The sequence below is a fragment of the Halomicronema hongdechloris C2206 genome (genome assembly GCF_002075285.3).
Lineage (GTDB): Bacteria > Cyanobacteriota > Cyanobacteriia > Phormidesmidales > Phormidesmidaceae > Halomicronema_B > Halomicronema_B hongdechloris.
On record NZ_CP021983.2, the window covers coordinates 3,541,030 to 3,561,719 of the forward strand.

Annotated in this window: 17 protein-coding genes and 1 pseudogene; 9 read left to right on the forward strand and 9 right to left on the reverse strand. The window is 50.8% G+C overall.

Annotated features, from left to right (window positions below):
- Window position 1: 1 nt before the first annotated feature.
- Complete coding sequence (locus XM38_RS16065; protein WP_080814145.1) at window positions 2–847, reverse strand: helix-turn-helix transcriptional regulator; 846 nt, start codon at window positions 845–847, stop codon at window positions 2–4.
- A 305-nt stretch (window positions 848–1,152) separates the two neighbouring features.
- Here XM38_RS16065 and XM38_RS16070 point away from each other — a divergent pair, with 305 nt between their 5' ends.
- From XM38_RS16070 to XM38_RS29060, 5 genes are all read left to right on the forward strand, one after another.
- Window positions 1,153–2,298, forward strand: coding sequence for a hypothetical protein (locus XM38_RS16070; RefSeq protein ID WP_080814147.1), 1,146 nt, complete (start codon window positions 1,153–1,155; stop codon window positions 2,296–2,298).
- Window positions 2,299–4,542, forward strand: coding sequence for a Mov34/MPN/PAD-1 family protein (locus XM38_RS16075; protein WP_080814149.1), 2,244 nt, complete (start codon window positions 2,299–2,301; stop codon window positions 4,540–4,542). It begins immediately after the preceding gene.
- Between the two features lie 16 nt (window positions 4,543–4,558).
- On the forward strand, window positions 4,559–5,347 hold the full coding sequence (locus tag XM38_RS16080) for a hypothetical protein (RefSeq protein ID WP_137455143.1): 789 nt from the start codon (window positions 4,559–4,561) through the stop codon (window positions 5,345–5,347).
- Window positions 5,348–5,716: 369 nt separating this feature from the next.
- Complete coding sequence (locus XM38_RS16085) at window positions 5,717–7,129, forward strand: CHAT domain-containing protein (RefSeq protein ID WP_080807189.1); 1,413 nt, start codon at window positions 5,717–5,719, stop codon at window positions 7,127–7,129.
- Between the two features lie 580 nt (window positions 7,130–7,709).
- Window positions 7,710–7,793 (forward strand): HNH endonuclease, encoded by an 84-nt coding sequence (locus XM38_RS29060; RefSeq protein WP_391540815.1) that lies wholly within the window; start codon window positions 7,710–7,712, stop codon window positions 7,791–7,793.
- A gap of 8 nt (window positions 7,794–7,801) precedes the next feature.
- Here XM38_RS29060 and XM38_RS16100 read toward each other — a convergent pair whose 3' ends face one another.
- A complete protein-coding gene (locus XM38_RS16100) occupies window positions 7,802–8,134 on the reverse strand; it encodes a DUF5615 family PIN-like protein (RefSeq protein ID WP_080807185.1) in 333 nt (110 codons plus the stop codon).
- On the reverse strand, window positions 8,131–8,361 hold the full coding sequence (locus tag XM38_RS16105; RefSeq protein WP_080807183.1) for a DUF433 domain-containing protein: 231 nt from the start codon (window positions 8,359–8,361) through the stop codon (window positions 8,131–8,133). Before XM38_RS16105 ends, XM38_RS16100 begins: the two co-directional genes overlap by 4 nt.
- A 551-nt stretch (window positions 8,362–8,912) precedes the next feature.
- On the opposite strand from XM38_RS16105, the gene XM38_RS16110 reads away from it, so the two are divergent.
- On the forward strand, window positions 8,913–9,260 hold the full coding sequence (locus XM38_RS16110) for a hypothetical protein (protein WP_225889331.1): 348 nt from the start codon (window positions 8,913–8,915) through the stop codon (window positions 9,258–9,260).
- Window positions 9,261–9,275: 15 nt separating this feature from the next.
- On the forward strand, window positions 9,276–9,680 hold the full coding sequence (locus XM38_RS16115) for a type II toxin-antitoxin system VapC family toxin (protein WP_080807177.1): 405 nt from the start codon (window positions 9,276–9,278) through the stop codon (window positions 9,678–9,680).
- Window positions 9,681–10,259: 579 nt separating this feature from the next.
- On the opposite strand, the gene XM38_RS16120 is transcribed toward XM38_RS16115, so the two are convergent.
- The 3 genes from XM38_RS16120 to XM38_RS16130 all read right to left on the reverse strand — a co-directional run bounded on the left by XM38_RS16120 (window position 10,260) and on the right by XM38_RS16130 (window position 13,631).
- Complete coding sequence (locus tag XM38_RS16120; protein ID WP_080807173.1) at window positions 10,260–11,237, reverse strand: alpha/beta fold hydrolase; 978 nt, start codon at window positions 11,235–11,237, stop codon at window positions 10,260–10,262.
- Between the two features lie 47 nt (window positions 11,238–11,284).
- Window positions 11,285–12,667: an IctB family putative bicarbonate transporter gene (locus XM38_RS16125; RefSeq protein WP_080807170.1), complete on the reverse strand. Its 1,383-nt coding sequence runs from the start codon at window positions 12,665–12,667 to the stop codon at window positions 11,285–11,287.
- Between the two features lie 115 nt (window positions 12,668–12,782).
- Window positions 12,783–13,631 carry a hypothetical protein gene (locus XM38_RS16130; protein WP_080807168.1) on the reverse strand — a complete coding sequence of 283 codons (849 nt, stop codon included), beginning with the start codon at window positions 13,629–13,631 and terminating at the stop codon, window positions 12,783–12,785.
- Window positions 13,632–14,407: 776 nt separating this feature from the next.
- Here XM38_RS16130 and XM38_RS16135 point away from each other — a divergent pair.
- Window positions 14,408–14,896, forward strand: coding sequence for a hypothetical protein (locus XM38_RS16135; RefSeq protein ID WP_080807166.1), 489 nt, complete (start codon window positions 14,408–14,410; stop codon window positions 14,894–14,896).
- A gap of 255 nt (window positions 14,897–15,151) precedes the next feature.
- Window positions 15,152–15,322, forward strand: a complete 171-nt coding sequence (locus XM38_RS26060) for a hypothetical protein (protein ID WP_187329436.1) — start codon at window positions 15,152–15,154, stop codon at window positions 15,320–15,322.
- Window positions 15,323–16,194: 872 nt separating this feature from the next.
- Here XM38_RS26060 and XM38_RS16140 read toward each other — a convergent pair.
- The 3 genes and pseudogenes from XM38_RS16140 to acnA all read right to left on the reverse strand — a co-directional run bounded on the left by XM38_RS16140 (window position 16,195) and on the right by acnA (window position 20,372).
- A complete protein-coding gene (locus XM38_RS16140) occupies window positions 16,195–16,974 on the reverse strand; it encodes a sensor histidine kinase (RefSeq protein WP_187329437.1) in 780 nt (259 codons plus the stop codon).
- 13 nt (window positions 16,975–16,987) lie between these two features.
- Window positions 16,988–17,467 (reverse strand): L-threonylcarbamoyladenylate synthase, encoded by a 480-nt coding sequence (locus XM38_RS16145; protein WP_202978904.1) that lies wholly within the window; start codon window positions 17,465–17,467, stop codon window positions 16,988–16,990.
- 200 nt (window positions 17,468–17,667) lie between these two features.
- Window positions 17,668–20,372: pseudogene (gene acnA, locus XM38_RS16150) on the reverse strand (aconitate hydratase AcnA).
- Window positions 20,373–20,690: the final 318 nt, after the last annotated feature.

A 20,690-nucleotide genomic window follows, 5' to 3' on the forward strand; every position in this document is an offset into this window, starting at 1 on the left:
GTTATGTTAAAAAGTTGTAGTGCTCACAAAGCTTCTTCAACTTGCTTATTAATTGATTTTGTACGCTTGCAGGAGATAAAACTAGACATTCTTCCCCATAACGTAGGATCTCTCGAATAAACCAGAATGTATTTGATACACGTCTAACTATGTAGCGAGCATCGTCCTTTACCTCATTGGTTATGTCATCTGGTTTAGGTTCATAAGCTTTTACCAACCTTCCCAATACTTGTAAGTGCACTTCGATATATTCAAGCCGATCTTGCCAACTGCCACTTGCTGGCAAGACGTTGATAATTCTATCTAAACGGAAGCAACGGTTATGGATTAGCTCGGGTAGATTCAAGCTACCCTCCGTTTCCTCACACCATGCTTCTAGATAGAATCGCTTTTCCCAAAAGCGAATTTCGCCGTAGCGAACGGTAAATTCCATCTGTTTGTTTTGAGAGTCTTCATAAAACAGATGAAAAGGCTGTTTAGCTTTAATTTGCTGATCAATGACTCTACGCCATGATTCAGTAGGATGACTAACTTGTTCCAGCAGTGCCTGGCGTAAAGGTGTCTCTAAATTGCCATGTTCTAGTAGGAAAAGGGCCAAAGTCTGTGCATCGGCAATATGACCAGAATCAACCAATAGTCTTATAGCTTGTCTGATGGCTGTATTTTGACTTGGGTCAAGTGCAAGTACACTGCCAACCTCAAGTTGGTGTTGAGCGATCGCCACGACTAACCCTGAAATACTGGGTTTATCGCCCCACATAATGCCTAAGCCATCAGCTATTGCCTCTAACTGCTCTTTAGTTCCAGGTGGGATGGAAAGTGTGATTGTCTCCTTTCTACGCGCCATTTTAGTTATACTTGCACCTTTCAGGAAATGTCGTTAGTATACATATATAGTCCATTCTCTCAAAATCTTACCTGAGTTTACTCAATTGTATCACCGTCTCAGTGAGGGATTCCCAGCATTACCCTGGAAATCAATATCTGCTGTGTGTCAGTGAAGAATCCTGGATCACGTGGATTTACAGAGATACTTCGTGAGAATAACCCTGTTCTTCGGCTTCAGCTAATTGAGTCAAGAAGTCTGTAAACCAAAGCTAGCAGTAAACTTCAAACTCATTCACTCGAGTTCAATTCCCAGCGAGGTCTCAAATGCACAAAGTTATTTTCTATCCAGTACAAAATGGTGATACGAGCCAAATTATTTTGAGTAATGGTAAGCGCCTATTATTTGACTTTCGCCATTTGAATCGTGGGGAGAAGGAGGATGATCCTGCTATTGATCTCAAAAGCCAACTAAATAGCGAACTTGCGAAAGCAAAACGCGATTACTTTGATGTTCTAGCTCTTACCCACGCAGATTTGGATCACATCTTGCATAGCACCGAGTTCTTTGAGCTACAGCACAATCCTGCTTATCAAGGCAATGGACGAATCAAGGTTAATGAGTTGTGGGTTCCAGCCGCCATGGTACTGGAGACAGCTACAACCGAGCAGTGGAAAACAAAAACAGAGTTTGTCCTTTGGCGTCAGGAGGCTCGGCACCGTCTTCTTAGAGGCGAGGGTATTAAGGTTTTCTCAAAACCGAAAAAGTTGAAAAGCTTCCTTGAGGAAAATGGGCTAACTGTAGAGTCACGTCGTGGCCTAATTGTTGATGCTGGAAAACCAGCTGTTCCAGGATTCTCTCTTGAGAAAGATGGCGTTGAATTCTTCTGCCATTCTCCATTCGTTAAGCATGTTGATGAAGGCGATGACTTACGAAATGATGCCTCGCTTATTCTCCAAGTTCGTTTTGAAGTTGCAGGTATTCAAACCAACTACCTTGCTGTGGGGGACTCAACCTGTGGCGTGCTTGAAGATATTGTACACACCACTAAAGAGCACGAAAATGAAGACAGATTGGAATGGCATTTGTTTAACATCCCTCATCATTGCAGCCATCACGCCCTGAATTCAGACGACAAAGGTGATAAAGAAACAGTTCCCCTTCCTTTAGTGAAAGAACTGCTCATGTACGGTCAATCAGGAGCCTACATTGTGAGTTCAAGCAAGCCAATTCCTGATACTAAAGGAGCCTACCAACAGGAACTCCCACCCCATATCCAAGCAAGAAAATGCTACGAACGGTACTTGAGGCAGATCGGTGGACGGAGGTTCGTTGTCACTATGGAGGAGCCGAACGAACGAAAGCCACAGCCTTTGGAGTTTGATATCACCAGCGCAGGAGTCAGTTTGAATACGACTGGAAACTCTGGTGTTAACATCATTGTCTCTTCTCCAACACCAAGGGCAGGTTAGATGGCAGATACATATACCAACTTTGGTGAGGTAATTTCTGAACTCACCGAAGACACCTTGGTTATCCCAATCTCGCGTCGAGTTTTTAGAGCTTGTTCTACCCATAATTTATTTGAGCTTATCGAGCTAAGATGTTTTGTTCACGACGGGCAACGCACAGCGGAAATGCTCGTTGTTGATTGCACTAATGACAGTGTCCCTACCAAAAACGAAATTGGGATCCTCTACCAAGAGCGTATTGGCTTAATCTTCAGTACTGAAGAAACCAAAATGCCTGAGATACGAGCGTTGCGAAAAGATTTCCCCGTAACCTCACACCAAAATCTTGTTAGAAAGGATGAACCTGCGTCGTTGTGCCTTTATTTTGAACCTTGGGAAGTAGTGCAACGTTCTTGGACTCCTCGAAGCCATCTTAATCGAGTATTATGGTGGCTTTCTGAAACCGCTAGAGGCACTTTACATCGTGAAGATCAACCAGTTGAACCGTTCTATTTTCGCAGTCTCTTCGAGATTATCCTACCTCCAAATTTTGACGAAAAAATTCAGCATCCTGATTTTTTTCTGACGCTCAAAAGAGTAGAGAATAGAGTCTTTTTAGGATGCTTTTTACAAGCTTCCAGGAAAAAAAGTGTTCAGATAGAGCTAACCTGTCTCGCTATTGCTCTTCAACCAGTAACTCACGGCTTTATTGAACCTTTTCCATATGATTTAGGAACACTTGACAAGCAATTTTCAGCGCGAGGCGCTACTCTGTTCGATTTGCTTTGTGCTGAGATCAAGCGTAGCGTGAATGGAGAAGGAACTCCAAAGGTATCTGATAGTAAAACACTTCTTATTTTTCAGATACCTGTTCAACGAAGTGGCAATAGTGTTGTAGAGCGAAATGAATACAAAGCGTTCTATCTCAACATCAATCTTGGGAAGTTAGGCGAAGCATGCGGTGTGTTAACAGATGGCACAGATGGTAACTACTACAATATTCCTGCTTTTGGCGAAGATTTGAGTTCCAATGATGCTTGGCGCTCTATTGACGTTGAACCGATCGAGATTATATTCTCTCTGACTTATGAAACTGCACGCCAAGCTTCTGGTATCACTGCTGACACTGCTGAACTTTCTGGTGTTCTTGCAGGTGTTGGGGCACTTGGTAGCAGTCTTGCCGACATCTGGTATCGAGAGGCGTGGGGCACCTGGACATTTGTTGATATCGATTACATTAAGCCGCATAATTTAGCCCGACATACAGCTAAACATTTTCAGGTTGGTCAGTTTAAAGCAAATGCAGTCAAACAAACAGTAGAGGAAACCTATTTTGACGGCTATGCAAAAGCTTCTGCTATTGTCGATAGTGTGACTAATTGGTCAAATGCAGACTTGAAGACTGCTGTTGAAAGTGCAGATTTAGTAGTTGATGCAACAACTACGCTTGCAGTGCCGCGTGATTTAGCGATCGCTGACCTTAAACGATCAGCATCTATTTTTCTAACTCCTTCTGGACACGACTCTGTTTTACTTCTCGAAGATTCCGATCGGAACGTACGCTTAGATGGACTGGAGGCACAATATTACGAAGCCATCTTGAATAATGCTTGGGGTGAGCAACATCTGCTTGGACATCAAGGGCATCTTTGGGTTGGTGCAGGATGTCGTGATGTATCAAGTGTGATACCAGTCGAGCTTCTTCAGCTTCATGCTGCAACACTTGCACGGCAAGTTAGGCTCAGATGTGAGCAACCCGATCCTGTAATCTCGGTATGGCATGTTGAGCAGCTATCTGGGACCATTAATGTTCACACAATATCTGTGGCTGCAAACCTAACTGTGGCTGCTAATGGTTGGAACATTATATGGAACGCTCGCTTGCAGGATAAGGCTAGGCAAATTCGTGCTGCTAATCTTCCAAATGAAACGGGCGGAGTCTTACTCGGCTATTTTGATCAAAAATTACAGTCAATCTTCGTGGTCGATATCCTCTCTGCTCCCTTAGACAGTGCAGCAGATTCAAGTGGATTTATACGCGGCGTTCAGGGTCTTGAGGAACAGATCAAAATGGCGCAAGCACGGACAGCTAACATTGTGTCCTACATTGGTGAATGGCATTCTCATCCACCAGGAATCTCAGCTAGACCGAGTGGATACGATATCAACCTCTTGAGCTATCTTGCTGAGATTCTCAATCGTGATGGACTGCCAGGTGTAATGCTCATTGTTGGTGAAAATCAGGAAACATGGTCAATCCGATAAATACAGGAGTAAACATATGGTTATAGATTTTATTGAAAAGAACTTTGATGATTATAACCGCAAGGCTAGACTAGCACCTGCCTTACTTGTTAGTTTACCGATCGCATTGACTGTCATTGCATTTTCCCCAAATCATGTTTGGTCATGGGGAGGAGTAGCCAGTTTGCTTGCTTGGTTTGGAATACTCAAGCTCTTGGCACAACTTGCTCGTGATATGGGTAAAGCTAAAGAAGAGGAGTTATACACTGCTTGGGGTGGTAAACCTACAACGTACTTTCTGCGGTACCGTACTACACGAAACAAAGTAAATTTGGCTCGTCAACATAGAAAGTTACATGAGTTAACAGGGCAGTCTATACCGAATGAAAGCGAAGAATTGGCTAATCCAGATTTAGCAGATCAAATATACGATACGTGTACTCAATTTTTGCTTTCTAAGACACGCGATCATAGTAAATTTTTTCTGATTTATGAAGAAAATTGCAATTATGGTTTTCGACGAAATTTACTAGGAATGAAATTCCTTGGAATTTTAACTTCATCTATAGGTGTGTTTTTTATTGGAGCACAGTGTATTTCCAAAATTGGATTGCTTAATATATTTGCAGCCAGGCAAGTCAATAGTTTAATTCAGGCAGGAACGAATTTACAATTCTCTAACTGTTCTTCATTATCAGTTGCTTGTTTACTGGTAAATTTTTTTCTGCTTATCGCCTGGTTATTGTGGATCAATTCGGGTTGGGTGAAAATAGCAGCTGATGCATATGCGATCAGGCTACTTGAATCTTGTGAAAATTTACCCTAATGCTTCCTAAAGTTAGGTTTCTGCGCTATTTATAATGTTGAGTAACTCAGGCTGAATTGCGGTTTGTAGTTGCGAATCAGGCAAGCGCCAGCCACATAACATTGCGCTGAACCGGAACGGAGCGTAAGCTTTCTGCTAAGTTGCAAAGGCTGTCGCCGTCCGGTTAGCTTAAACGTTAGACCGCTTAGCCCCAGTGGAGACAGTAACCTAAAAATCAAGCAAACGTTCAATAATTGGTGAAAATAAAACCAAGGAGCTATCAAGGAATTTGACAGTGCAATTTAAATCTTGTTGTACTGTCCTCGTTTTCGAGAGTAAGATTTAAAGAAGATTTTTATCCCACTGTTCAAATACAGGGAGAGTGTAAAAATGACTTCCATCAAAATCTCTGGTTCACATGATGACTTAGAGATGATTGAGTCATTAAGCAAAGAGATTTTTCGAGAAAATGAAATCCCAGTTAAAACTCAAATTTCTGAGTTTCGTAAAGATAGCATTGATGCAGAAATCGTTCTGCCTGTACTTTCAGTTACTTTTAGTGGGGTGATAGCAGTTGCTCAAATAATTAATCTTATACTAAATATACAGGAGAAGAGAAGCAAGAGTATTGCCCAAAAAGATACTCCTATCTCCCTCAAAATTGAGGCAAGTAATGGAAAAGAACTAGATTTTAGGATTTCTGGTAGCACGACAAACGAAGAAATAAGAAAGTATTTGAGTTCTGTCAATCAATTTATTGATGATTTTCTTCGAGATGATGATGGCATTTCATTAAATAATGATCAGCTAGGAGAGACTGCAAGCTCAACAGATATCGAAAAGATCAATTTGCTATTTAGAGGTTTGTTAAGCAATCTGACTGATATAAGAGAATGGAAATCTTTACCTCCAAAAAAGAATGGAGAAATAATTACTTTTAAATCAACTTTTGAGAAAACTAGCTTGAGAAAACTTATTTGTAACTCCAGAGTTTCAAAGATCTACTTAAACTATGAGGAAGCCAAGCTTTGTAAAGGGCTATTCTATATCTTGGAAAGGGAAAACATTTTAACTTTTCATGAATTAAGCGATGATTTTCGTGTAATTGACATGGAAAATATGTTTGTCAGATATGAAGTAGAAGAGCTTGCAATATTTAATAGAGTAAATCATCTTAAAAACTTTTTTCTAAACGATATATCCTCTCCATCTGCTACTGAAAACCTAGGTGAAGTAATTTCAATTTTGCTACTCTCAGCCGATCCATCTGATGCTACTAGATTAAGGATCGGAGAAGAATTTAGAGAAATCCAAGATAAGCTTCAACTAGCACAATTAAGAGAACGGTTTAGACTAAATCTTCGGATGTCCGCTCGCCCAGAAGACATCAGCCAATCATTACTAGATTCGCAGCCACAAATTGTGCATTTTTCTGGTCATGGCTTAGCTACTGGTGAGTTGTGTTTTGAAGACAAAATAGGAAAAGTACATCCAGTTTCACCTGATGCCTTGGCAGCTTTATTTGAGCAATTTGCAAGTCAAATCAAATGTGTGCTGCTCAATGCTTGTTACTCAAAAGCTCAGGCGATTGCCATTGCTCAGCACATTGACTACGTGATTGTTATGAATCAAGCTATTGGCGATAAAGCTGCAATTGCATTCACTATTGGTTTTTATCAAGCACTAGGGGCAGGACGTACGTTCAAAGAAGCTCATAAATTTGGATGTATCCAAATTAGGTTACAAAGTATTCCCGAACACTTGACTCCTATTCTTCTTGAGAGAGGCGCATGTGATTACTAACGCTGTCTAATCGGGATAGGGGAAAACCTCACGGTCTCCCCCTCCCACACCACCCATCGTGCGGGTCCGCAATGGGCGGTTCTCAACCTAAGTGCTAGACAGACTGACGGACTTGTCCTCGTAGCCCTGAACCTTCATCCAGAGGTCACGAATCGAAAGCAATCCCTGTTGTGCTAACCACTCATTCGTCATCCCTGTCTGCGTCGCCAACGTCCGCGACAACCGCCAATATCCCTTCCGGCTCAAGCCAGTGGAAAGGGCGTGCTGCCTCGGCGTTCCCAGTTTCAACAAATTGCCGATGCGCGTCCTCGGTCTACGCCATTGTTTCCAATAACACATCCGGATTCGTCGCCTCAGTGCGATCGCATATCGCCGTAGGTTGGGTTGAGACACGAAACCCAACACTCACAGGCTTTAGCCAGTATAATTGTACGGTGGGCATTATCTTTTCCGAGATCCTTGCTAACCCATACTCAACCTACAATGCCCACCACTGAAAAAAGGTGGGCAAACAAAGCTTAGAGACGATAGCAAGGGGTGTCTATTATGGCTTTGCCCACCCTACTTCACTACTTCACTACTGACCGCTGGTGGCACAGATGACATCGACAACATACAGCCCCTTTGTTATCAGTGCAATTCATCCAAGTTCAATGGTCGTTGAAAAGAACACTAATGAAGTTCCAGACAGTGCAACTCGGGATTGTTCAAGAGTTCTTGAATTGCTGTTGCTCCGGAACGAATTAATGCTTCGACTTGATTAGTTGGTGCATTGCCACATCGCAACCAAACAACTTTGGGTGGAGAGCCATAAAGCCGACTTCTTTCAGAGAAATCTGCATCTTGCGTCACTATGCAAAAGTCATTGAGCTTAGCAAAATCCCAGATTTCAGTATCTGTTTTCTCAGCTAGGTCATGGAATTGAACGTGGCTGGATTCAGGAAAAATATCAGCCAACCGATTAATCAGCTTACGGCTAAGGTTTTGGTCAAACAGCAGCTTCAAGCAGCACTCACCGATGCAACTAAACGATGTTCGCGATCAGCTGCGAACTCTAAACAAGCCCTAATGTCAGTTTCCGTTAATTCTGGAAAGTCGTCAATGATTTCAGCGGTAGACATACCAGCCGCTAACCAGCCCAAGACATCGTAGACCGTAATCCGCATCCGGCGGATGCATGGCTTGCCACCACGCTTATCAGGCTCAATCGTAATGATGTCGCGATAGCTCATAATACGGACAGGCTGCTTGTGCATACCTAAGTCTAAAGCAGGCTAACACCTCGCTGCAACGGACGGCGATTAGTTGGTCGATCTGAGGCAAGAGGTTGTCTGCCGCCGTTGAGCTTCACCGTTAGTCCGCAAGGTTATCTTTGGAGCGTTCATCAATCTTATTTGTTGGAATTCAGCAGCTAGCCACTGCGAGTCCGTCTGAGGGCGACGCGCTTGAAAACTACTATAGAGAACTAATTTCCAGATGTCGTTGCAAGTTAAACTAGCGTTAGCTGCCAATTCGCTCGATCTGAACTGTACACTGTTGCCATAGGTAGAAAGTGTTAAATACAAGGATTTTGCACCTAGAGTTACGAAACGAGGCCCTTTCGGAGGTGCTACCGAAATAGATTGTTTCTCCGCTGCTGTCAGTGCTGCGAATCATTGGCTTGAGAGTAACCCCGTACAAGTTGTGAATATCGAGACAATAATGTCGCCGAATGTCAAAAGTGCTACAGATGCTGGGGCATACAGATTTGGTATGGGGTTAGATAACTGGCATCAGTATGTACATGTCTGGTATATGGAAGAACAGGAAAGTTATAATAATCCTTAAAATTATTGCGACAATTGATTGGGGTATGAGTCAGCAGCTAGTTTTGGAAATCAGCGATGAAGTTTACGCAGACTTGCAGCGTAAGGCGAATGCAGTGGGCGTATCCATCCCGGAGTGGATAATTACTGTTCTCAGCAGGCAAGGGGAAGCTGTCACCAAATTAATACTGTCTCCGGAGCGGCAAGAGCAAGCACGACAGAAATTCAAGAGTCATGCAGGTGCAATTAGTCTAGGGCACGCGACGGGTTCTGATAACCAAGCGATTGATGCTGATCTCGCAAGAGCTTATGCCGATGAGTATTAGGCGCGGAGTGACTTTGTGCTTCTAGATACATCAGGCTTGTTGTGCTACGTCCATCGTGACGAACCGCAGCATGAAAAGGCAGTTCAGTTAGTCGATGGTGCAGGCAGTAGACTCTTGACTCACAGCCATGTTTTAGCTGAGTTGATTGCTCTTGCACTGGTTCGCCGACTTCCTCGGACAAAAGTTCTAGAGTTTGTGGTTGACCTGGTTGATAACCCGGACATAGAAATAGTCTGGGTTGATGAGTCGCGACACCGAGAGGCAATGCAGCTTTTGGTTAATCGACAGGACAAAACCTACTCATTGTGCGATGCGGTCAGTTTTGTCCTGATGCGCCAGCGTGGCATCAGCGATGCATTAACGACAGACTGTCACTTTGAGCAGGAGGGGTTTATCAGGTTGTTGCCGCCAGCAAGCTAACACCTCAGCGCAGCGAACAGTCAAAGTTTTCTGGTGAAATGCCGAGGGTGTCTGCCGCCGCTGGCTTTCACCGTTATGCGGCTGCAGTCCCTGGTGAAAGCAATCCCTGTAACCCTCGGTCAGCATGAAGGGCTGCTCTTCTACCGCTCTCTGGGTAAGCGGTGTAGGATGGTAGCAAGGAGGGTAATACGAATGTTCCTATCATCGACGAAGTCGTTGAACAGTTGAAAGCTATGCCTCAGCCTTTGCAAAGGCAGGTGCTTGAGTTTGTTATATCAAATCCGCTAAGACAGGCAACATTACGATGATGTATCACAACTGCAATCCGTCATTCCGGGCAAGCGCAGCGCGCCCCGGAATCTAGGCAGAGCGCTTTGGGCGTAGCTGAGATTGATGCCCTGGATTCCCGCCTTAAGGCCTCCGGCCTCGCTTCGCGAAACGCGGGAATGACAGAGATCTGTTTTCCTAGGTGAATTAACCGGATTTCATATTAGATCATTGGTGAAAGCAGAGGTTTGAGGTACACCAGGGCAACAATTGCTGCGTTTTGCTGGTTCAATTCCTTGCCGCCGCATAACATCAGCTCTCCCGGTCGGGTTCATCGCTCTGGGCGAGCCTCGTCGACTCCTTTCTGTTTTCCTCGGTTCGGCCCCACTGCTCCGCCCGGGGAGACATCGGTAGATGCTGTAGGATGGCAGAGGCCGTAGCCTCTGGTCGTTCCAGATGGGGCACATGGCCACAGTCGGCAATCCACACCAGTTGGCTGTGGGGAATAGCCTGTTGGAAGCGGGTAGCATCTTTGGTGCCTAGGATGCGGTCTTGCTCTCCCCAGAGGATCAAGGTGGGGCAAGTTATCTGTGGGAGTTTGGCCTGCAGGGAACGGTAGCCACCGCTTTTGGTGAAGGCGATTAGGGCCTGTTTCCAACCTGGCATGGCCACATGCAGTGAGGTGCAGCAATCGGCATCGGGAGTGACTAAGGTGCGATCGCAATAGGCCCGCAGACTGATGCGGTGACGCACCCAGGCATTCTGCAAAAAGGCGGTGGCCCAACCATCCAGGGGCGGTACCATCACCTTATCTATGGCCGGCCCCGCCGATAAGCCAGCGCTATCGATTAACACCAGCTGCTCGACACAGTCGGGATAGGCCAGGGCGAACTCGAGGGCGGCAGCCCCGCCCATAGAAGCTGCCACCAAGATTACTGGGCGTCCGATCAACTGCTGCCAAGCGCTATGGAGATGCTGCTGGATCGCCGCTGGATCGAAGCGGGGGCTGACGATGCGATCGCTAAAGCCAAACCCCAGCAGGTCAATGGCCCAAACTTGGGTGCGGGCCGCCAGCCGCGGCAGTAACCGTCGAAACTCTAGCAGAGAGCTATCGAAACCATGCAGCAACAGTAGAGGGGGTTCCCCAGCCCCCTGACAGACATAGGCAGTGGCGATGGGGTCAGGGCTCAGGGGCGTAATCACATCCTGCCGCTGCATCTGCTGGGCCATCTCAATGGAGGTGGCCTCGCTGAGCTGATGGACCGCCGGGGGCAGAAACTCGGGAAACATTATCGACGTGGCCTGTGAGAAGACACTCTGATGGTAAACAATCGGCCCTAGGATGCGGTTTCTTGGCTCGGTGTCTGAGCCGATTGAGGTTGGTAATAGCTGGCCACCAGAGCCATCATCAGCCACCACAGGGTGCTCACCTGGGGCCGATACCAGACGGTGTCCACCAGCCCGTGGGCCAACATGCCACCCTGACCCGCTAGGGCCGCCATCAACCAGTAGCCCTGGGCCGCTTGCTGCTGTCGCAACCACTGCAACCGTTGCCAGCCCTGACGCCAGGTGATGGCTACCAACCAGAGAAAACTGGCCAGGCCTACTAGGCCGGCCTCCACGGTAATTTCTAAGAAGACAGAATAGGCACTGAGGGCGGTGAAGCGGGGCCGTTGATAGAGGGGATAGATCTGGTTGAAGGCATCGTTGCCGGGGCCGATGCCCAGAATCGGGTAATCGCGAATCATATCGACGACGGCGGCCCAGACATTGAGACGAAAGTTGTTGCTACTATCCTCACGACCGGCAAAGATGCTCATGACCCGCTGTTGCAGGGTATCTACCCCCAGGACCGCGATGATCAGCACAGCGGTGAGACTGCCCAGCAGTGCTGGAATGGCCCAGCGCCGCCAACGGGGAGAAAACCAGATGCTCCAGTACTGCACGACCAACAGCAATAGCACAAACCCCGCCGCCACGAAGCCGATCCAGCCGCCGCGGCTCAGGGTTAGCACCAGGCAGACCGTCGTCACGCCGGTCATGACCAGAGCCAGGAGCTTGGGCAACCAACGGGGCCAGACGAAGATGGCGGCGCCACTGAAGCAGACGGCGGGCACCAGATACCCGGCTAGCAGGTTGGGATTGCCTAGGTAGCTATAGATACGGGTGGTGTCAGCCAGAGAGGAAGTGGGATCCACCCAGGTGGCCAAGGCCTCGGCTCCGAAGATCCACTGCCGCAACCCGTAGACCGAGACCGCCAGCGCTGTCAGTAGATAGATCAAAATCAGCCAATTGCGGGCCCGGGGCCGCCGCAACACCCGAGCCAGCAGTAGAAATAGCCCTAAGTTGAGGGTGAGCTTGATCAATCCCTGCAAGGCGGCCAGTTTCACTGGCGACAGGGCCGTGGCCAGGGCCATAACTCCCCAAAATAGCATCACCAAGACATGGATCGGAGTCAGCCCTCCACCAGCCTCGTCGCTGAGGGTCAAGAGGGCCCACAGGGCACCGGCCGCTAGCATCAGCACCCCTAGCAGGGGGGTGGACACATAGGGGGCCAGGCCGTAGAGCAACAGGGCAATCCCTAAGCCGATCCAATCGGCCCAGGGCAGGAGCCGGCTACTCTGGCGCCAGCGCCGCCAGGGGCCCAGCCAGCGATGGAGAATGCTGACCTGACGCCATTGATCGAGGGCAACGCCATCGAAGGTAATCCAGTTGGCCATGATGCGATCGCACAAATAACCTCCCCATCATGCCAAAGAATCGGAATCCCAGGCACCCCGTCTATACCGGAAGCGATAGGGGCGTCAGGGCCAGAGTGGGCTCCCTCAGCCGAGGCTAAGCAGACTGCCGCTGCCCTATGTTAACAACGCAGACATTGGTATATAGTCGGGCGATTAGCTGACACCCCACCTTAGTCGTCCCCAAGTAGGTTAAATAGGGCTGTAGATGGGGATAGGCCACCTGCCAGAAAAACTGTGGATAGCTGCGGCGTAAATCCTCAACGCTACGATAGCCCCAGTGCTGATGCCACCCCACTGCCTGTAATTCCTCAAATAAATCTGGCAGGCGTTGCAAATAGCGGGCATCTCCCAACTGCCCTAGGAGGTCAGCCGCACGACACAGACTACCGTATCCAGTCGTATCCTGATAGGCCGGGAGCTCTGGTACCGGGAAGCGAGTCATCTCGATGCAGGCGACCATGGCGTCAGCATCAAACAGGGGACGATGGGCCAGGCGTTGGCGAACAAATTGCTGCCCCCGCTCGATGTGATAAGGCGCCAGGAGGGCATCACTACTGCCAGCGGGTAACTGCACCAGCTCATCGCCCCAGCCAGTGCTGTAGTGATGCTGGCAAGGACAGTCCTGTTGACACACCCCTCGGCAATAGCCCAGATCATGACAGAGGAGCGCCCCCATGACCGTGAGCCAGTCCTTGGGAGTCACGCTGCCTTCCCGGATTTGCTTCCCGTCTAAGAGCATCTGACCAGCCCAGAGCACTTGCAGCGTGTGGTCTACCGTGTGATAGGGGGCATTGCCCTCAGCCAGAATCGGCAGCACTGCCGTAGTCAGGTTGGTAAAGGCTTGCCATACCTCCATGGGAGGGGCCACGAATAGACTGCGATAGGCCGTGGCGAGTCGATTTAGCAGAGTATTAATGCCTAGAAAGGGAGTGTTGTTGGCCATGTGCTTGCTCACTCGTTACGTCAACGTTTCTAACTGCCGAGGACGACTCTCAATCAGGAAGGCCTCATCTTTGGCCTTGAATCTATGGACCCATGACTCATGATCATGAAAGTTCTGTAATCTGTTGTTGCTCTTGGCATAGTATTTTGCGGCAGATCAACAGATAAGCAACCATAAAACCCCATCATTTTTGGCCAATTTCAACTGCGTCTCTCCCGAGAGACGATGATCATTGTTCCCTAGTGATCCCGATCAGATCTCCGTAATCTTACTGGCGATATCTTAGGACAGACACCAATAGTCTCAGTATCACAAGACGTTGAATATAGGCTGGCTTCAACCTGCAGTGACGAGGACAGTAATCGCGAGTAGCATTGCCGACAAGGCTCTAGACGGGCGGGTCAGCCAATTGATCGTTGTATCCCAATGCCTTAGATTCCAGCGACGCTTGAGTAGGTCATACTGCCTGGTGATGGCTCTTAGAGGATGTTTGGAAAGTACCCTGCAACCTTTCTCCAGACTAGTGTCTGGCCAGCAGGGCCATACACTCTAAAATGCCTACCTTACAGGCCTTTCAGCCGAGTTTTCAAATGTCCTCTTATACCCCCCTGTTGACTTAGAGAAATGTCCTGACGTCGAAATTATTCATCTCAAGTAGGATCTGACTACTTTATTTTTCTATTGGTTTATCCATCAGGAAATTGTGCAGCCGATTGATGATGAGCAGCCGTGTAAATTGATCCATCTTTTGGGTCAAATCACTCCAAAATAATGTGATGGATACTTTCAATAATGCCCCTGAATTAACGGCCGAAACAGCCCTTGATTATGTTGATTGGTGCTACTTTGACCATACAGGTCACCACCTTACTGATTTAGAACGCCAGGTATTTTTAGGCTCGTGGCAAGGACAGACCTATGAGGAAATCTATCCGTCTAATCCTGAGTACTTAGAAAAAAACGTGGCCTATAAGCTCTGGCGAAAGCTATCGCAGGTCTTAGGAGAACGGGTCCATAAGAAGCACCTGCGTGGGGCGGTGATGCGATCGCACCAACGCCAAGGGAGCTGGCAGATCGCCATTTACCATCGCCAGAGTCCCTCAGACCGACGCTTAGCAGAAGAACTGGAACGGTTGCTGCAGGTCTTTGGCCACCGGGTTACCCGGTATTCTGTAGATGGCATCGCCTCAGACAAACGGCGGCACCACCTTGGGGACTGTGGGGTACACCTGACCACAGTCTCACCCCGGCTGCCATCCCCCTAAGGGAGCCAGGGATTCCCTCGAATCAGGGGAGTCGCCGAAAAAACACTACATTTAGTGATCACAAATCTGCCAAACCCACAGATATTGAGTATAGTGGGAGCGTATTTTCCGGAAAGTTGCCGCTTGCAGCTGTTGTTCCCTGCAGATATCAAATAGTGGCCGATGCTTTGGTTTCCTGGCAGAGACTGGAGCGGCTGCTCTGTTGCTGTTCCCTGCTACGCCTTGCATGACCGCAACTACGCCTGGTTGACATCCATGCTTTCCATCGAAATCGTCATCGTATGTATCATCGTCCTCTATATCTGGACCAAGGAAGTCTTTAAGCCACCCAAGCAGAAAAGCGTTGAAGAACAGTTGGCCGAGGCTCTGAAAAAGTACTTAGAGAAGGGGGTGAAGATCCGCAGTGGTGATGACAAGTCATCATAGGGGGCGCTAGGGAATCTATTCGTTGAAGTGGCGGCGGGCTGCTCTGCCCTTCTCGTGCTCTACGGGCAGGCTGTATCAATGGCTCCATGGCACGTGTAGGGCACTCAGCGGCTCCGCAGGAGCAACGAAGTCGAGCCACTGCCCTGGATCCCGTGGACGGGCTTGTTGGTCAGTAGTCATAGACCTCGGTAAGACCACACTTAATTGCACCAGTCAAAGCGCTCACCCGGGGGAATTTCGCTTCCCCCGGCCCCCTACGACCAGGGCAAACCGCTTGTGGTGTTCGCAAAGCGGCTCCGCTCGTAGTGAGCGAAGTCGAACTGCAGGAGCAACGGAGTCGAACTACTGCCCTGGACCTGCGGAAGGGCTGGTCGGTGAGTAGTGATAGAGATCGCGTCGCATCGGTAAGTGGTGAGGAGCATGTTTTCGGCTTCTGCCTTCCCCTCTGTTTTCTGCCTTTCCCACGCTGCTGCCCTGGACCTGCGGAAGGGCATATCGGTGAGCCGTGATAGATCGCGTCGCATCGGCAGGGTAGCCGGTTTTCTGCATTGGGCGCGGCAACCGCGCCCTACCCTGTCCCCTTACCCTCTCTTACCCTCTATCCGCTATCGGCCTACTCGCCCGCTCATCCACCGTTTGACAGGGAACCAAACCATTCACTCACTCAACACTCAACACTCAACACTCAACACTCCAGGCAGGCTCCGCCTTTCTTGAATGCCGCTAGGCTATACACCCCATCACCCCATCACCCCACCACCCTTTACCCATCCACCCTTTACTCACTCTTCACTCTGCTGCTACGCACGGGCTAAGCCCTCCGGGCAGGCTACGCCAACGCCCTATACTCTTCACTCTTCACTCTTCACTCTTCACTCCACTCCATCCACTTCCTCGCAGTCCCAACGTTGATCCTGGCCATTCGCTAGATGAATCTGGAGCCGCGCTCCGCCGGGAGTATCTTGCCGGGGAGGGTCTAGGCAGACTCGGGCCTGCACCTGTTGCAACACTTGCAGGGCTAATCCCAGCCGCAGGCCAGGGGATAGGATGGCAGGCCCTCGCTGTGGCCATTGTTGCCATAGCTCGCTAGGCTCTTGCCACTTGCTGTCAGGGCAATCGTGATCGAGTTGCAGGATTAGTGATGGAGCGGTGGGTGCTGAGACCAAGCGCAGGGCAATTTGACGGCTGTCGTTGGCCACACAAATCTCGATCAGCATCACCAGGGCTTGCCGTAACCAGATCGGGTCACTGAGGCCATAGACCTCTGTTGGGGGCAGCTCCAGGCTGAAGCGACAGTTGCGATTAGCTACCTGCAACTGGGTTAGCTGTTGCACCTCACTGAATAGCTGCTGCAGACAGACGGGTTGGATCGCCGCTGCGATCGCACCGATCTGTAACTTAGAGATGGCAGTGAGTTGATCGAGCAAGGCCAACACTTCCTGGGTAGCGGTCTGGGCCTGCTGCAGAAACTCCCGCTCTTCCTCGGGGCTGTCGCAGAGGTCCTCCAGGATCATCTGGTGTAGGCTAATCACCCGATTGATGGGCGATCGCAACTCGTGGGAGGTGCGGGCCAGAAAGCCTCCCTGAAACTGAGCCTGTTCTAGGGCCCGGCCATAGGCCAGGCGGTAGCGCTGGATGTCTTGATCAACCATGACCACAGAACGATTAAGGACGAGACGTTTCGGCGGCGTCCTCTTGCCCAGCATCGGGAGGGAGAGACACGACCCCGGAGCGCAGGGTGACCCATTCCCCTTGGCTCCACTGCACCACTGTAGACGCCTGACCGGAAGCGGCCCCATCTCCGTCGCCATTGGCCGCCATGCCTAGGTCATTTGTCGCCAGGGACGATTGGGCTTCAGTGGATAAGAGCAAGGCCTCGGGAAATTGGGCCGCAATGGCGGCCATGCGGGTGAGGGGCGCACTGCCTGAGGTGTTGGCACTGGTGGTGGCCAGGGGACCGGTGCGGGCCAACAGGTAGCGGGCCAGGGGATGGTCGGGGACGCGGATGCCCAAGGTGCCAGACCGGGTGGGATTCATGGCCGCCGGCATGCGGTCGCTGGCGGGCAAGACCAGGGTCAAGGGACCGGGCCAGTAGCGATCGGCTACCCGCTGCCAGATCAGGCGCTCTGCTGCGGTACCCGTCACATAGGCAGCAGGGTATTGAAGGTGGCCCCCCCATCAGAATCAGAGGCTTATCCTGGGCCGCTGCTTGGCCGCGTAGATGCGATCGCAAGTTATCGGGCAGGGCGGCCAGAGCCCGCACTGTATCAGTGTGGGAAAACTAATCAGGGCGCCAGCCCGCAGGCCCTCGATCAAGGCTGAGAGTGTAACCTGTGGCATATATCCTAAGCGGCCAATAACTGTCGCAGCACATAGGGCAAGATTCCCCGTGGCGGTAATACTCCACCTCATCTAGGGTATCAATGGCGGCAGATCAGGGGCACTTCCTCCTGGCTACCATCAGCCGCTGCACCGTCATGGTCACTGTCATTCCGGCCTGCACCCCCGACTGCAGACCGCGGATAGAGAAGATTTCGCTGCCGTCTAGCTCCAGGGTCTGGCGGTTGACGCCGGGCTGAAATTGCAACGGCAAGACGCCCATGCCCACCAGATTAGAGCGGTGGATGCGCTCGTAGCTCTCGGCCACCACCGCCTTCACCCCCAGTAATCGGGTCCCCTTGGCAGCCCAATCCCGGGAGGAGCCGGTGCCATATTCCTTACCGGCGATAACGACTAAGGGAGTGCCCACGACCATGTATTCCATGGCGGCATCGTAGATGGACATCTCCTTACCTTCCGGCATCTTGCGGGTAACGCCACCGGAAGAACCTGGCACCATCTCGTTCTGTAGGCGAATGTTGGCGAAGGTGCCCCGCATCATCACTTCGTGGTTGCCGCGGCGAGACCCATAGGAATTGAAATCGCTGATTTCAACCCCATGCTGCCGCAGATAGTGCCCGGCCGGGCTGTCGGCTTTGATCGCCCCGGCTGGAGAGATGTGGTCAGTGGTGATGCTGTCCCCTAACAAGGCCAAGGGGCGAGCCTGCTCGATGTCGGCGAAGGCACTGCCATTGACCTCAGCCGCCATATCGGCGAAGAAGGGCGGATTTTGCACGTAGGTGCTATCGCTGCGCCAATCATAGGTTTGGCTATCGACGGTGTCGATCTGGCGCCAATTCTCAGGCCCCACAAACACATCGCCGTAGCGACTGCGGAACATCTCCGGCGTTAGGGCGGCGGCCATCACCTGGCGAATTTCCTCGGTGCTGGGCCAGATATCGGCCAGATATACCGGCTTACCGTCGCTGTCTTGGCCAATGGGGTCTTGTTTTAGATCGATGGCCAGGTTACCTGCGATCGCATAGGCCACCACCAACGGCGGCGAAGCCAGATAATTGGCCTTGGTGTGAGGACTGACTCGGCCCTCGAAGTTGCGGTTGCCCGACAGCACTGCCCCTACCACTAGGTCTTCTTGTTCCACGGCCTTGGCGATGGCCGGCGGCAGCGGCCCCGAATTGCCGATGCAGGTGGTGCAGCCGTAGCCCACCAGATTGAAGCCTAGGGCGTCTAGGTCATGCTGCAAACCCGCCTTTTCTAAATAGTCAGATACTACTTGGCTGCCAGGGGCCAGGGACGTCTTCACCCAGGGCTTCACCGTCAGCCCCCTGGCTCTGGCCTTGCGGGCCACCAAGCCGGCTCCGATCATCACGGAGGGATTGGAGGTATTGGTGCAGCTGGTAATGGCGGCAATCACCACGGCCCCATCGCTGAGGGCATAGTCGGTGCCAGCGACCGGCACCGACCGCTTCTGGTCGTAGGAGAGGCCCTTGCTGAAGCTGGGAAAATCGCTCTGCTTAAACTGATGGGCCAGCTGAGACAATTGCACCCGGTCCTGGGGACGTTTGGGGCCAGCCAGAGAGGGCTCCACCGTAGTTAGATCTAATTCTAGGGTGTCGGTAAAGAGAGGATCGGCACTAGCGGCTGCCCGCCACAGCCCCTGCTCCTTGGCATAGGCTTCCACTAGGGCGATGCGCTCCGGGTCACGGCCAGTGAAGTGTAGGTATTCCAGGGTGACCTCGTCGATGGGGAAGAAGCCACAGGTAGCACCATACTCGGGGGCCATGTTGCTAATGGTGGCTCGGTCGGCCAAGGTGAGGTGAGCCAGGCCATTGCCATAGAACTCCACAAACTTACCCACCACCCCCTTCTGCCGCAGCATTTGGGTTACCGTCAGCACCAGGTCCGTGGCCGTCGCCCCCTCGGGCAATTGACCGGTCAACTTAAAGCCCACCACCTCAGGAATCACCATGGAAATGGGTTGGCCCAGCATGGCGGCCTCGGCCTCAATGCCGCCTACGCCCCAGCCCAGTACCGAGAGGCCGTTGATCATGGTGGTGTGGCTATCGGTGCCTACCAGGGTATCGGGATAGGCCAGGGGTTCCCCAGACTCATCGGCCTTGGTCCAGACCACCTGAGCCAAGTATTCCAAATTCACTTGGTGACAGATACCAGTGCCGGGAGGCACCACCCGAAAGTCATCGAAGGCGTTCTGGCCCCAGCGCAGAAAGGCATAGCGCTCGTGGTTACGACGGAACTCGTACTGCACATTTTCGGCAAAGGCGGCGGCGCTACCGAAGGCATCCACCATCACTGAGTGATCAATGACCAGGTCTACGGGCGACAAGGGATTGATCGCCTCAGGCGACCCCCCCAACTGCACCATGGCATCCCGCATGGCCGCCAGATCAACCACTGCCGGTACCCCGGTGAAGTCCTGCATCAGCACCCGGGCCGGACGATAGGCAATTTCGCGGTCAGAGTGACGCTGGTCCAACCAATCGGCCACGGCCTGGGCATCGTCGACAGTGACGGTGCGGCCATCTTGATGGCGCAGTAGGTTCTCCAGTAATACCTTGAGACAGTAGGGTAGACGGCTGATATCGCCCAATACCTTGGCGGCCTCGGCCAGACTGTAGAACCCGTAGCGACGACCTTGGACAGTAAGCGTTTTACGGGTGCTGGCGAGAACAGGGGCGGTAGTAGTCACGATGGCTCTTCTGTATTTGATCTGTATCTGAATCTATACACGACTGCAAGGGAGTGGCGGCTAGAAACGAAGGGCTCCCTCCCAAACAGCTAGGCTCACGATGTTTCATCGTGACAAACTAGCGTCAGCTTTGGCAAGCATAGACCACGACTCTTGGGTGCTTGCTGCTACCTCTATTTTAGGCGGAACTGGATTGCCCTTACCTTTAGCAGGGTCGCCCTTGGGAAAAAGCTATGTAGGCTACGGGTGGGCAGGCAATGGGGTAACGAAGTTATGGCGGCTCAGCCTTATTCAGTCTCAGAAAACGGTCAAAGAGCAGAT

Bases quoted from the DNA above. Each gene is read 5' to 3' on its own strand.
- XM38_RS16065 (WP_080814145.1), bottom strand. From the start codon at position 847: ATGGCGCGTAGAAAGGAGACAATCACACTTTCCATCCCACCTGGAACT.
- XM38_RS16070 (WP_080814147.1), top strand. From the start codon at position 1,153: ATGCACAAAGTTATTTTCTATCCAGTACAAAATGGTGATACGAGCCAA.
- XM38_RS16075 (WP_080814149.1), top strand. From the start codon at position 2,299: ATGGCAGATACATATACCAACTTTGGTGAGGTAATTTCTGAACTCACC.
- XM38_RS16080 (WP_137455143.1), top strand. From the start codon at position 4,559: ATGGTTATAGATTTTATTGAAAAGAACTTTGATGATTATAACCGCAAG.
- XM38_RS16085 (WP_080807189.1), top strand. From the start codon at position 5,717: ATGACTTCCATCAAAATCTCTGGTTCACATGATGACTTAGAGATGATT.
- XM38_RS16105 (WP_080807183.1), bottom strand. From the start codon at position 8,361: ATGAGCTATCGCGACATCATTACGATTGAGCCTGATAAGCGTGGTGGC.
- XM38_RS16110 (WP_225889331.1), top strand. From the start codon at position 8,913: ATGTCTGGTATATGGAAGAACAGGAAAGTTATAATAATCCTTAAAATT.
- XM38_RS16120 (WP_080807173.1), bottom strand. From the start codon at position 11,237: ATGTTTCCCGAGTTTCTGCCCCCGGCGGTCCATCAGCTCAGCGAGGCC.
- XM38_RS16125 (WP_080807170.1), bottom strand. From the start codon at position 12,667: ATGGCCAACTGGATTACCTTCGATGGCGTTGCCCTCGATCAATGGCGT.
- XM38_RS16130 (WP_080807168.1), bottom strand. From the start codon at position 13,631: ATGGCCAACAACACTCCCTTTCTAGGCATTAATACTCTGCTAAATCGA.
- XM38_RS16135 (WP_080807166.1), top strand. From the start codon at position 14,408: ATGGATACTTTCAATAATGCCCCTGAATTAACGGCCGAAACAGCCCTT.
- XM38_RS26060 (WP_187329436.1), top strand. From the start codon at position 15,152: ATGCTTTCCATCGAAATCGTCATCGTATGTATCATCGTCCTCTATATC.
- XM38_RS16140 (WP_187329437.1), bottom strand. From the start codon at position 16,974: ATGGTTGATCAAGACATCCAGCGCTACCGCCTGGCCTATGGCCGGGCC.